Below are 13,288 nucleotides of genomic sequence, written 5' to 3'. Positions count from 1 at the left end.
GCAGGAAAAGCAAAAGACACGATCCTCGGATCGTGTCTTTTTGATTGCCATTTATTTGGTTTAGAAGTCCAACCATTTTTTAAACATATGCTTCGTTGCGGCACGGTTCATGGTTGCAATCGCTTTGGTAAGTGGAATTCCTTTCGGACAAGCACGTACGCAGTTTTGCGAGTTACCGCACTCTTGAAGTCCACCATCGGAGATAAGAGCTTCCATCCGTTCCTGTGCACGCATCGAACCTGTTGGGTGGGAGTTCATCAAAGCAACTTGTCCCACAGCAAAAGGTCCAACAAACGATGACTTACCACTTACGTTTGGACATGCTTCCATACATACTCCGCATGTCATACACTTCGATAGCTCATAACGCCATTGTTGCTCCTCTTCGGATTGACGAGGACCCGGCCCTAGATCATGGCTACCATCAATTGGAATCCAAGCTTTCACTTTCTTCAAAGCATCAAACATGCGACCACGATCGATGATCAGGTCACGTAATACCGGGAAGGTGTTCATAGGCTCGATGCGAATCGGTTGCTCTAGATTATCAATCAATGCCGTACAGGACTGACGTGGACGGCCATTAATAATCATCGAACAAGCTCCGCATACTTCTTCTAAACAGTTCGATTCCCAGTTAATCGGAGTCGTTTTCTTACCTTCTGCATTGACTGGATTCCGCTGGATCTCCATAAAAGCAGAGATTACGTTCATATTCTTACGATAAGGAACCACAAACTCTTCCCTATACGGATTTTCGTTTGGACCATCTTGACGGGTCACAACTAAGCGAATGGTTTTTTGCTCACTCATTTGCTTCCGCCCCCTTCTTTTGCCACGTCATAACGGCGTGGGCGCGGCTTAATTAGAGAGGTATCAACGTCTTCATACTCTAGCACAGGGCCATTTGGAGACCATTTGGCCTTGGTTGTCTTGAGGAAGTTTTCATCGTCACGATCTGGGAACTCAGGCTTATAGTGAGCTCCGCGACTTTCGTTTCGGTTCAAGGCTCCCAAGGTAATCACACGTGCTAGCTCAAGCATATTCCATAACTGACGAGTAAATGGAGCTGCTTGGTTGTTATTTCGGAGCGTGTCCACCATGTTTAGATTCTGATAACGTGCCATAAGCTCTTGGATTTTTTCATCCGTTTTTTGTAGCTTATCGTTATAACGAACCACGGTTACGTTATCGGTCATCCACTCACCCAACTCTTTATGGATCTGGTATGGGTTTTCCGTGCCATTCATTTTAAACATCGCATCGTACTTGTCCGCTTGCTCTTTCTGAGCCGCTTCAAATACGGTAGAGTTAATGTCATCGGAAGACTTTTTCAAGCCGCGTACGTATTCAAGCGCCTTTGGACCTGTCACCAAACCACCATAGATCGCAGACAATAAGGAGTTCGCACCTAGACGGTTCGCACCGTGGTACTGGTACTCACACTCACCCGCTGCAAATAGACCTGGGATGTTTGTCATTTGGTTATAGTCAACCCATAAACCACCCATCGAATAGTGAACAGCTGGGAAGATTTTCATCGGGACTTTACGTGGATCTTCACCCATGAATTTCTCATAGATCTCGATAATTCCACCGAGTTTGACATCCAATTCATGAGGGTCTTTGTGAGATAAATCTAGGAATACAACGTTTTCTCCGCCTACTCCGAGTTTATCATCTACGCAAACTTTAAAGATCGCACGAGTTGCGATATCCCGTGGAACAAGGTTTCCATAAGCAGGATACATTTCTTCTAAGAAATACCAAGGTTTTCCGTCTTTATCGTAGGTCCAAACACGGCCACCTTCACCACGAGCAGACTCTGACATCAGGCGAAGTTTATCATCCCCTGGAATCGCAGTCGGGTGAACTTGGATAAACTCACCATTTGCATAGTAAGCACCTTGTTGATACAAAGCAGAAGCAGCGGTACCTGTATTAATAACAGAGTTTGTAGATTTTCCAAAGATAATCCCTGGACCACCTGTTGCCATAATAACCGCATCAGCAGCGAAAGATTGGATCTCTCCTGTACGCAGATCTTGCGCTGTAATCCCTCGACATACACCTTCGTCATCGATGATTGCGGATAGAAACTCCCAATGCTCGAATTTCTCAACACGGCCTTCTGCTTCATAACGACGAACCTGCTCATCTAATGCATATAGGAGCTGTTGACCAGTCGTTGCTCCCGCAAACGCAGTGCGATGATGCTTGGTACCACCAAAACGACGGAAATCCAAAAGACCTTCTGGCGTACGGTTAAATGGAACACCCATACGATCCATCATATAAATAATTCCAGGCGCTGCATCACACATTGCTTTAACAGGTGGCTGATTCGCTAAGAAGTCCCCACCATAAATACTGTCATCGAAGTGCTCCCAAGGAGAATCCCCTTCCCCTTTGGTATTCACAGCACCATTGATCCCACCCTGTGCACATACAGAATGAGAGCGCTTAACAGGAACGATCGAAAAGATTTGAACTCTAGCTCCCGTTTCGGATGCTTTCATGGCAGCTGCGAGACCTGCAAGTCCGCCACCAACAATGATAATTTTTTCATTCATTTTGGACTAGCTCCCTTCTACTTCAGTGCCAAATGTTGGAGGAAATCAGCTTTCGAAAAAGCCACCAAAGCAGAGATTCCTAAATATGAAACTGCAAAAAATAAGAAAGTAAAGATTGCAAATGAAACTCTTTGTGCACGTTGTCCAACAGTGACTCCCCAAGTAATCAGGAATGTCCACATACCATTGCAAAAATGGAAAACAGCTGACACTACAGCAATGATATACAGAACAAATGTAACATCATTGGATATCAATTGAGCAAAATCACGTGTTAGCTCAACGGCTGTAGATTGATTTAAAGCTACTTGAAGACGAGTTTCCCATACATGCCAGGTCACGAATACTAATGTGACTACACCCGTAATCCGTTGTAGGACAAACATCCAGTTACGGAATGTCCCGAAGCGCTCCAGATTGTTCTTCGCCTGAAAAGCGATATACAATCCATAAACACCATGATAAAGAAGTGGCAAGAAGATAAAGAAAACTTCTAGCACGGGTAGAAAAGGAATACCCCATAACCATTCGACTTGCTTGATAAATTCTTGTGGACCTTTTGTCGCAAGATAATTTGTGTACAAATGCTCAAGCAAAAAAAATCCGACCGGTATTACGCCAAGCAAGGAATGTAACCGACGGTTAAAAAAACTGCGCTGACTACTCACTTTTGCGCCTCCCATCCATAATGGTTCGCAGTGAAATTTATTTTATTGCAAAGCGATTGATTCAACGCTATTAATTTTACTCCCAAGTTGCTAGAGCGTCAAGAAACGACTCGATTCGTCAGCCCCACAACCTTCCTTTTACATCTCCTTCATTCTGGACTATAATGTCGTTGGGTACACATGACAGGAGTTGAAGGAATTATGATAAAGCCATTAGGTATATTAATCTTAATCGTCGTCGCACTTCTCCTCTGGGGTCCAAAAAAATTACCTGAACTAGGTAAAGCCGCAGGAGAAACGATTAAAAATTTCCGTCGCTCTATAAATGGAAACGACAAAGATGACAACGAATCAAATAAGACCAATTCATAGAAATAGAGAATATGAAAGCGATCGTCCTACCTAATCAGGCAGAACGATCGCTTTTTGGTTTTCGATTCATCCATTTCGTTGTCAGCCAAATCGTCAGGAAACTTATACCAGCTGGAATCCCTCCGAAGAATAAGAAAACGCCCCATTTGGCCGAATCCATATATAGAGGCATGGGGATAAGGAAGGCAAGCAAGAGGCTTAGATATCTCCATTTGAAAAAGAAGCGAGTACATACAAAACTAATAAGCGCCGCGATAAATAGAAGAGCCAACCAGAACCCAACAATCACATAAGCCAAACTTTCCATTTATCAAACCTCCTCTTTTAAGGAATAGCCCGATTAAGGAATGCTTATACGTTTACCTTCATTTTATGCTCCGCATCTTGTTGTACGATCTTCGCGATGGTCATCCCACTGATCGCAGCCATTGGAGCCCCGCCTGTTGGATGTGTTGAACCCCCTGTGTAATACAATCCTTGAAAACGGCTCTCTTTCATCGAAGGACGCAGAAAAGCTTTACGGCCATGTAACGCAGGTCCATACAGGGAGCCCTGCCACGCACCGGACATCGCCTCGATCTCCTTTGGACCATATAACTGCTGAACTTCAATCGAGTCCTCTAATCCCTCTAATCCCCACGTACCTTCCAACTGATAGATTAGCTCATCCCGATATTGATAGTATCGCTCAAACCAGTTTTCATCTCGTTGATTCCCTATATTAGCAGGAACATGAACCATGATCGATAGGTTGCTTCCTTCGCCCTGTTTGGCCCGCTCTGGCTCTGTATAGCTAGAGTTACAGATAGAGATCATTGGCGAATAAGACCATTGTTTTTGCTCAAAAATATCGATATATTCACGTCCAGAATCAGCTGGGAAAAAGCGATTATAATGGTGGAGGTGAGGCCATTTCCGATCCGTACCTAGTAACATCAAAAAGCTAGATAACGTAGGCTCAGCGCGCTCCGTTTTCCGATATTCCTCTGGATATAGAGATTCCTGCGTCGTTCGTACATCTACATTTGAAATGACAAAATCGGCAGGGACATCATCACCATTTTCCAAACGAACTCCTCGCACTTGTCCATTTTCCACTAACACTTCTTCTACTCCAGACTGTGTACATACCTTTACTCCTGTGTCTTCTGCCAGACGAGCAAAAGCCTCGATCAATCGATAGTTTCCGCCCTCTATATAGTGGACCCCTTGAACCATCTCCAAATAAGCAGGAAATGCCAGCGTGGCAGGAATCTGATAGGGAGATGAACCCATTTGAGTTGCATGGCGGTTCATCATCGCTAGAAGACGCGAATCCTCAAAGTAGCGTTTATGAAATGAATCCATCGTTTGAAAAGCATGAACGCTAAATAACGCCTTCGTCATGCTTGGATTAAGAAAATCCTTCCACTTCATAGAGGACTGTTCAAGGAAAATCTCCTCAACCACTTCATACATTCTCTTCGTTTCATGTAGATACGCGACGAGACTTTGCCTATCTTCTGGGCATAATTCCCCCATCTGATGAGCCATGTACTCTGGATCTGCCGTGAGGTCGATAAATTTACTATCTAAAAAAAAGTTTCGACTATTAATCATAAGTGGGAGAAAGCGGAGCTCTGGATCGAGTGTACAATGTGCTTCGCGATATACTTGCTCGAAAACCCACGGCATCGTAATCGTAGAGGGACCAAAGTCAAACTGATACTCTCCCATGCGAATGTCTCGACATTTCCCACCTAATTGCTCATTCCGTTCGAGGAGCGTGATTTCGAATCCTTGTGCAGAGAGAATACTAGCTGATACAAGCCCTGCAATTCCTCCACCAATCACCACACCCTTTTTCATAAAATCATACTTCCCTTCTTGATTTCACCGTTTTCATCCATTGACTAAAATGTGTAGTCTCACATGAAATGACTTCCTGACGGAGATGATCCAATCGAGTTTGCAATGCTTCTTGAGCGATTCGGGTAGCAATTTTCCTTTTTCGACACTCCTCGTCCAGCACTAAGGCATCTGTAATCCGAATATATACAGAGGGTTTTCGATTCCCATCGTAGGTATAATAAAATAGAACCGGAACCACTTGTAGGTCATACATCCGCTCCACAATCGATCCAAGTCCACTCATCAGTTGAATCGGCCGAATCTCCTGGTGTTGCATTTCTCCTTGAGGAAACAACCATAACGCTCGATTAGCCGCCTCTGACAGGAGTTGCACGGAGTACCTAAGCGATCGCTGAATCTCGACAGTCGAATCTGGATTGATCGAAAATCCGCCTAACTTACGAAAGAAGCGAAACTCCTTTTTTAGCCCTTTTGGGGCCATCATCGCATACATATCTCTCTTCAAGACATCCTCATTTAATTGAAGTACCAGTAGGCGATCCCACCAGTTACTATGATTTGCGATAAAAAGAGTCGGTCGTCCTTCCTCCATGAATCCACTATCATCCAGATAGATTTGCTCGAAAGATCGGCGTAACAACCAACGATTGTACATGCGATAAACCTTAGTAAAGCTTCTGCTCTTATCTGCTAAAATCAAGTCCGCGCCTCCACTCTAAGAAGATCATATCCTTGTAGCAGACTTACGATTGTCACTACTACTCCTAGTTTATACCGAAATGTCATATAAACAAATAAAATTCCCAATCTTGAAAAATAAAATCTGCTTACTAAAATGTAGCTTCTTATATGGATTTATTTCTCTAATTATGCCATATACAACTACAAAGATGTTTCTTATAAATGAACTTAATTCGAATCTAAATCTCGAAAAAGTCCCAATTTTAGTTGTATATTTGATAAACTTATATCATTAATTCCCTTTAAGGAGTGACAGCCTTGAACCGTAAACTCTTCTCACCCACTATCAAAATCATGGGCGTTGTTAGCGCCTTTTTCCTTTTAACAGCATGTACCTCGACCAAAACAGAAAGCTCACCCTCTCCAACTCAACCTGAAGCATCACAGCCATCTTCGAAAGATCCGATTACCTCTCCGCTTATCGATAAACTAGTCATAAGTGCAGAGCAAGGTAGAATCACTGAGCCGTTTCAAGCTAAGCTAGGAGCTAGGAAACAGGACATCGAATCCGCCTTAGGAAAGCCGCAAGCCGATTCTTCCCATGACGATTACTATAGTTATGATCTCAAAACCCATCATGTCTACTTTACATTTCAACAAGATAAAGTCTCTTCCATTATGTATCGTTGGAACCAAGGGTCTTCTTCTATTCAATACCAGGATGTAGTTAACAAGCTAGGAGAAACCAGTCGCATCATAAAAGGAAGAGGGATGATCAATCTAACCTATACCATCAAATCTTCCACAGTTACGTTTGTTTTTCCTATGCACAAAAACCAAAATGAACAAAAACTTACTCAGTACTCGATTCATACCACTCCTTAATGTTATAATTTATTTTAAGATTCTAATAACAATCTAAAATCTAAGGGGAACAAGATGAAGAAACTATTTACTTATAGCATAATCCTGTCTACTGCCCTAACCATAGCTGGATGCTCTTCCGACAAAGCACCAAGTGCACAAGCTACGAAGCCCAATCAAACATCCGAGCAAAAAGAAGCCGCATCGGAGCCTAGCACAGAAGTGCCAGCCTTCGATGATAACAGCTTCCTTACCATAAAGAAGCTCACCGAGTCTGGCAAGGGATTTAATAGTGGCGATTTTGGAATCGGCTCTTCCATCGAAGATGTCCAAAAAAAGTGGGGCAAACCTAGTGCCACACCTAACTCTTCTAGCAAAGAAACCACCTATACATATAATGACAAAGCAACCGAATTCAAGGTCACCGGCGGACAAATCACCACCATTAGCTATTACGCCTCCGACTTAATCCAATTCACCTCCAAAGACATCATCAGCAAACTCGGCCAGCCTACCAACACACAGGAATCCGAAGCAAAAACCGTGCTCACCTATCAGACGGGCGGCTACAAGGCTATTTTTATCTGCTCGAATAACGGAACAGATGAGTATAAGTTGCAAGCCATTGATGTGATGAAGTAGGGATTCATTAAACTGCACCTCCAATTGTTGGATACGAATAAAATCCAGCAGTTGGAGGTGCTTTTCTTCATTTATTAAATTCCTAGTCTAACTTTTGGAATCACTTCAACACAAGCAGATTTTTTATTTATATTTCCAAAAACAGGAGTTTATTTCTTTTTTAAAAAAACAGATCAAAATGATAAGAATTATGTTATAAATATAAGGATGGACAGGTGTGTATTTCATAAAACACCAAAATATATACTGTTACTAGTCATCATCTATACTATACATAGGAGTGAAAAGAGTATGTGGATCATTCCCCTAGCACTGGGGATTTTGTTATTTCTAGGTATTTGGGAGAAAAAACGTCACCAAAAAAATATCGACTCCATTCCCCTCCGTATTAACATTAATGGAATTCGTGGAAAATCAACCGTTACCCGATTAATCACTGGGATTATGGTAGAAGCCGGTTACCGAACTGTTGGGAAAACGACTGGAACGGCAGCTCGAATGATTTATTGGGATCGCGAAGAGGAGAAGCCGATCAAACGTCGTCTTGAAGGGCCAAATATCCGAGAACAAAAAGTAGTCGTGGCAGAAGCAGCTGAATTAGGGGCCAACTGTTTGGTAAGCGAATGCATGGCTGTAAATCCTGATTACCAAATTATTTTTCAAGAACAAATGCTTCAAGCCAACATTGGAGTCATTGTAAATGTATTAGAAGACCATATGGATGTAATGGGACCTACTCTAAAGCAAGTAGCAGAGGCATTTACAGCCACCATTCCTTATAACGGTCATCTTATCATCTCGCAGGGAGAGTATGTTCAATACTTCAAACGCCAAGCACGTAAACGAAATACAATTGTGCATATAGCAGATGATTCTCGTATTTCCGAAAATTTTTTACATCAATTTGACTATGTAGTCTTTCCGCAAAATGCTTCTCTCGCCCTTGCAGTAGCGGAAGCACTGGGGATTGATGAAGAGACTGCATTTCGTGGAATGTTACATGCTCATCCTGATCCAGGAGCAATGAGGGTTTTTCCACTTGATACCTCCTCAAATCCTTCTTACTTTGTAAACGGATTTGCAGCGAATGATGCGTCCTCAACTCTTAGTATTTGGGAGAGAGTATCCACGTTAGGTTATCCCACTCAAGATCCAATTGTCATTATGAATTGTCGTGCAGATCGAGTTGACCGAACAGAACAATTCGCACGCGATGTACTTCCTTACATACAAATCGATACCCTCGTCCTGATTGGACAAACAACACAACCTATAGTTGATGAATATAGGGCTAATCGGATTGTTTGCAACCAATTATTAAATTTAGAGAATGAATCCACAGAAGTTATTATGGATGCAATCCGTTCAAAACTGGTTGGTCGTTGTATATATGGAGTTGGTAATATTCATGGATCAGGGGAACCGCTTTGTGAAATCTTTGAAGAGATGAATACTATCGTAAAACAACAAAGAACTGATGCAAGAATACCACAGTCAACACGAGACACAATCAACAGCACTAGAATAGAGAGAATCCCAAAAAGATCTCGTCGTGCAATGATCTAGGAGGAAATACGTTGTTTGGTTCAGATTTATATATTTCACTGATTATTGGAGTTGTCTTAAGCTTATTATATGCAGAAAAAGTAGGGATTGTCCCCGCAGGGCTAGTTGTTCCAGGTTATATGGGATTAGTATTTGATCAACCCATATTTATTGGCTCTGTTCTCCTCCTCAGCTTTCTAACCTACCTGATCGTTACAAAAGGAGTAGCCCGTATTACTATTCTTTATGGTCGCCGTAAATTTGCAGCTATGCTGACTGTTGGAATCGCACTCAAACTTCTATTTGATATATTAGCCCCCAGTCTCTTTCCCTATCTCCCTTTTGAGATGCAAGAATTTAGAGGGATTGGAGTGATCGTGCCTGGATTGATAGCCAATACCATCCAAAAACAGGGCTTTATCCCAACTGTAGGAAGTACATTATTGTTAAGCGCAGGCACATTTCTGATTATGTTTGTTTATCAACTGTTTTAGGAAGTGAGTGCAGATCATGTTAAATTGGCAGCAAAAGCTACAAATCTATATAAAAAATCAAAAACGCCACGCAACTATCCATACTACAATCGCTACGGCCGTGACGGTGGTCTTTATCATAGTCTTCAACTTATTGGACCAACCCTCCACTGGAAAGATAGACAAAGATCTTACTAGTAAATTAACCGTCACACTTGTCGGTGATATGATGTTTGGTAGAAATATTAGTGATGTAGTCATACCCAACTATGGTCATGAAGGGCTATTTCGCTATGCACTTCCTTATCTAAAAGTATCCGATTACACAACGGGGAATTTTGAAAATCCAATTGTACTAGCAGACGGATATCATAAAGCGGATAAATTTATCCATCTACGCTCCCAACAGGGAGCGGCATCTGCTCTTAAAAAAATAGGATTTAATTCTGTCAATCTAGCGAATAACCATTTGAAAGATTATGGGAGACAAGGATTGATTGATACTCTTCATACATTTGAGAAAAATAAAATAGAGACAGTTGGAGCAGGAAGAGATTTGAAAGAAGCAAGCAAAATCTCTTATGAAACAGTAAAAGGAATAAAAATCGCTACTCTAGGGATTTCGGATATTTTACCTAAAGAATTTGGTGCTAAGAAGGATCGCTCGGGTGTCCTCCCAGCAGATCCAGACATATTCTTTCCACTAGTGGCAAAGGCAAAGCAAAATGCAGACTTAGTCATAGTCCATATCCACTGGGGAATCGAATATGACAGTGGCTATCACCCGAGGCAAAAAGATATCGGGCACGCTTTAGTAGACGCAGGTGCAGATCTAGTCGTTGGACACCATCCACATGTACTAGAACCCGTAGAAGTGTACAAAAATGGTGTGATTTTCTATAGCCTTGGAAACTTTATTTTCGATCAAGGTTGGTCACGTACTCGTGAAAGTGTACTTGTACAATATAAATTACTACAGGATGGACAAGCACGGATTGAGTTAAATCCTATGTTTATCCGAGAGGGTCAACCTAGACCTCTTTCTGGCTGGTCTGATGTCTACCGCCGTGAAAAGATATTTTCTCAGCTAACAGAAGAAATGATGTTTACTGATAGTTGGAATCAATCCTGGAAGCGCGACGGAAATAAGCTTGTTCGAACTCTAACAACAAATGTACGAGCAAAGGAGACTCCAGAATGAACAATCGTACCTTTCATATCATTCTTTCTACCATCATTATTGGAGGACTCATCACATCTTATTTTTTCCAAAAAAACAGTAGCCAGAAAGCCGATTTAGAGCATTCTCCCACCAATGAGAAGTCTTCTAAATATGGTGTAGCTGCTGCACACCCTGAAGCTGTAAATGCAGGAATGAAAGTGTTAGAACAAGGTGGTAATGCAGTAGATGCTGCCATTGCAGTCTCTTATGCACTAGGAGTTGTCGAACCATTTGGTTCTGGAATCGGTGGCGGTGGTACTATGTTGGTTCATCCCAATAGCACGAAAAAATCACCTACTATCATTGATTACAGAGAGATATCCCCCCATGAAGGCGAAACCCCTGCTGATGGAATCGGTGTTCCTGGTTTTGTAAGAGGTATGGAGCTTTCCCATAGTCAATTTGGTAGTATGCCAATGGAGAAACTGATTCAACCCTCTATCGAATTAGCAGAGAAGGGATTTGAAGCAACTACCATTTTAAGTAATCGACTTCGAGATGCACAACACCGTCTCAACGTAGCCAAGCTACCACACTTCTTTCCTAATCGGACTCCTGTTCAATCCAAACAGCTTATACAACAAGAAGAATTAGCAACTACATTGAAACTGATTCAACAAAAAGGTTCTTCTGCATTTTACAGTGGTGACATCGCTCAAAGCATCTCCCAAGCTTCTAAAGGAGTTACCTTGTCTGATCTTACTCAGTATCAAGCCGATACCAAAAAACCTCTTAAAGTTAAATATCAAGGATACGAAATGCTAACAAGTCCTCCTGCTGGAGGTGGTATCATGCTCGCTCAATCTCTACTCATGTCTGAAGATGTAAATGTTCAAAAATCATCAGATCTATCAGCTGATCAAATACATTTATTAGGAGAGATCCAAAAGCGTGTAAACACATCTCGCGCGAAGTTTCTAGGAGATCCTAAGTACTCTTCCATTCCCATGGGTGATATGACAGATAAAAAGTATATGATGGACCTCATTCAAGATATTAATCCAAACCGTCTTACTACCAGTTATAAAAGTATCGTCGATTCCTTAGCAGACCAAGAAGAACATGATAATACAACTCATTTTGTCATCGTTGATAAATCAGGCATGATGGTCTCATCTACAAACACTCTCAGTAACTTCTTTGGTTCAGGGGTATACACACACGGATTTTTCTTAAACAATCAATTGAAAAACTTCAGCATTAACAAAGCCTCTCCAAACCGTGGTACACCAGGTAAACGTCCGTTAAGCTATACAGCACCTACCATTTTTGCGAAAGATGGACAGCCTGTCATCGGGATTGGTAGTGCTGGGGGAAAGCGAATCACTCCCATTCTAACCGAAGTAATTACTAGATTGATTCAATATAAACAACCTATGCAACAAGCAATCGATCAACCACGCTTTCTCGTTGAAGGAAATCGAATTTATGTTGAACAACCCCTCCCTGAAGACGTACAGAATACACTACATCAAAAAGGATATACCGTTCGAGTAAAACCACCAGGCTTATTTTACGGTGGCGTTCAAGGGATTCAAGTGAATCACAGTAAAAACACGATTGAAGGTGGATTTGATGCCAGACGTGATGGAGCATTTCGCGCCTCGGGCTCGTAAGAAATCGTTAAAATCTAATGAAAGCATGAAACGCTTTGGTAAGGTACTTATTCCGTTTTTTATTCTAGGACTTGTTCTATATATATTAATTGATTTTCGCCAAGTAGAGACGTTACCCCCAGAAGAGAAAAAAGCCATTGACCGATATCGACAGGAGTTAGTGAAAGGTACCCTCCTTAACAAAGATACTGGGATTTTCTACAAAAAGGATTTTGATATACTGGCCACCTCATTAGATCGTTTACATCAACATGCAAACTATGTTGTCTTTGGTCCCGAATGGGGTAATCCGGTCTCCAGCACGAAAGAAGAATTTACAAAAATACATTCTGTATTAGACAAGCCGGAATATCGTTCAAACACAAGTAGTAAAGAACTCATCGAGGCTATAAAGGCTGACTTAGCAATAGCTCAAAAAAAGTACGAGTCCCGGGAGTCTCATGACATTTTAGACGATCTTTCGACCCTTGTATTTATCGAGCAAATTGTAGAAGAACGACAATGGTCCAAAAGCCAAACGATCAGTCTCATAAAGCAACAAGGTTTAAAGCTCATCGCAAAGGACGAACCAAAACCTAATAGCAATCCTTCTTCTAATTCAACCGAACCCAAAATAATAGATAGTTAATAGAATAGAAGAAGCCCACAATCCTCTCTAGGATGTGGGCTTCTTCTATTCTATTAACTCAGACTGCAGACAAACCTCTTCTGAACAACAAGTTTAGAAGAGGTTTTTGTGTGAATTGACTCAAATATCGTTTATGGCGATGGTTTCTCCATC

At 41.8% G+C, this 13,288-nt stretch carries 13 protein-coding genes and 1 pseudogene; 8 read left to right on the top strand and 6 right to left on the bottom strand.

Annotated elements, in window-relative coordinates; all coding sequences use genetic code 11:
* Positions 1-60: 60 nt before the first annotated feature.
* The 3 genes from sdhB to EDD57_RS09195 are packed head-to-tail and all read right to left on the bottom strand — an operon-like array spanning position 61 to position 3,241.
* A complete protein-coding gene (sdhB, locus tag EDD57_RS09205; RefSeq protein WP_131849168.1) occupies positions 61-813 on the bottom strand; it encodes a succinate dehydrogenase iron-sulfur subunit in 753 nt (250 codons plus the stop codon).
* Positions 810-2,573, bottom strand: coding sequence for a succinate dehydrogenase flavoprotein subunit (gene sdhA / locus EDD57_RS09200; protein WP_131849167.1), 1,764 nt, complete (start codon positions 2,571-2,573; stop codon positions 810-812). Before sdhA ends, sdhB begins: the two co-directional genes overlap by 4 nt.
* A 17-nt stretch (positions 2,574-2,590) precedes the next feature.
* Positions 2,591-3,241: a succinate dehydrogenase cytochrome b558 subunit gene (locus tag EDD57_RS09195; protein WP_131849166.1), complete on the bottom strand. Its 651-nt coding sequence runs from the start codon at positions 3,239-3,241 to the stop codon at positions 2,591-2,593.
* Between the two features lie 201 nt (positions 3,242-3,442).
* Here EDD57_RS09195 and tatA point away from each other — a divergent pair, with 201 nt between their 5' ends.
* Complete coding sequence (tatA, locus tag EDD57_RS09190; RefSeq protein WP_131849165.1) at positions 3,443-3,613, top strand: twin-arginine translocase TatA/TatE family subunit; 171 nt, start codon at positions 3,443-3,445, stop codon at positions 3,611-3,613.
* A 34-nt stretch (positions 3,614-3,647) separates the two neighbouring features.
* Here tatA and EDD57_RS09185 read toward each other — a convergent pair whose 3' ends face one another.
* Genes EDD57_RS09185 through EDD57_RS09175 form a run of 3 tightly spaced genes read right to left on the bottom strand, consistent with a single transcriptional unit; the run spans position 3,648 to position 6,164 of the window.
* Positions 3,648-3,920 (bottom strand): hypothetical protein, encoded by a 273-nt coding sequence (locus EDD57_RS09185; RefSeq protein WP_131849164.1) that lies wholly within the window; start codon positions 3,918-3,920, stop codon positions 3,648-3,650.
* A 44-nt stretch (positions 3,921-3,964) separates the two neighbouring features.
* Positions 3,965-5,461: a phytoene desaturase family protein gene (locus tag EDD57_RS09180; protein ID WP_131849163.1), complete on the bottom strand. Its 1,497-nt coding sequence runs from the start codon at positions 5,459-5,461 to the stop codon at positions 3,965-3,967.
* Between the two features lie 4 nt (positions 5,462-5,465).
* Positions 5,466-6,164, bottom strand: coding sequence for a lysophospholipid acyltransferase family protein (locus EDD57_RS09175; protein ID WP_131849162.1), 699 nt, complete (start codon positions 6,162-6,164; stop codon positions 5,466-5,468).
* A 299-nt stretch (positions 6,165-6,463) separates the two neighbouring features.
* Here EDD57_RS09175 and EDD57_RS09170 point away from each other — a divergent pair, with 299 nt between their 5' ends.
* The 7 genes and pseudogenes from EDD57_RS09170 (at position 6,464) to EDD57_RS09140 (ending at position 13,135) form a co-directional block, all read left to right on the top strand.
* Entirely contained in the window at positions 6,464-7,030 is a 567-nt protein-coding gene (locus tag EDD57_RS09170) for a DUF4309 domain-containing protein (protein WP_131849161.1), read from the top strand.
* Between the two features lie 54 nt (positions 7,031-7,084).
* Positions 7,085-7,651, top strand: a complete 567-nt coding sequence (locus EDD57_RS09165; protein ID WP_131849160.1) for a DUF4309 domain-containing protein — start codon at positions 7,085-7,087, stop codon at positions 7,649-7,651.
* A gap of 291 nt (positions 7,652-7,942) precedes the next feature.
* Positions 7,943-9,097, top strand: a pseudogene (gene pgsB, locus EDD57_RS09160) (poly-gamma-glutamate synthase PgsB); the annotation flags it as partial.
* Between the two features lie 131 nt (positions 9,098-9,228).
* Positions 9,229-9,690, top strand: coding sequence for a poly-gamma-glutamate biosynthesis protein PgsC (gene pgsC / locus EDD57_RS09155; protein ID WP_131849158.1), 462 nt, complete (start codon positions 9,229-9,231; stop codon positions 9,688-9,690).
* A 16-nt stretch (positions 9,691-9,706) separates the two neighbouring features.
* Positions 9,707-10,870: a CapA family protein gene (locus tag EDD57_RS09150; RefSeq protein WP_131849157.1), complete on the top strand. Its 1,164-nt coding sequence runs from the start codon at positions 9,707-9,709 to the stop codon at positions 10,868-10,870.
* Complete coding sequence (ggt, locus tag EDD57_RS09145; protein ID WP_131849156.1) at positions 10,867-12,507, top strand: gamma-glutamyltransferase; 1,641 nt, start codon at positions 10,867-10,869, stop codon at positions 12,505-12,507. Before EDD57_RS09150 ends, ggt begins: the two co-directional genes overlap by 4 nt.
* Positions 12,467-13,135 (top strand): hypothetical protein, encoded by a 669-nt coding sequence (locus EDD57_RS09140; RefSeq protein WP_131849155.1) that lies wholly within the window; start codon positions 12,467-12,469, stop codon positions 13,133-13,135. Before ggt ends, EDD57_RS09140 begins: the two co-directional genes overlap by 41 nt.
* Positions 13,136-13,288: the final 153 nt, after the last annotated feature.

Source organism: Baia soyae (assembly GCF_004341445.1).
Lineage (GTDB): Bacteria > Bacillota > Bacilli > Thermoactinomycetales > Thermoactinomycetaceae > Baia > Baia soyae.
This window is presented reverse-complemented; position numbering and strand designations above follow the sequence as displayed.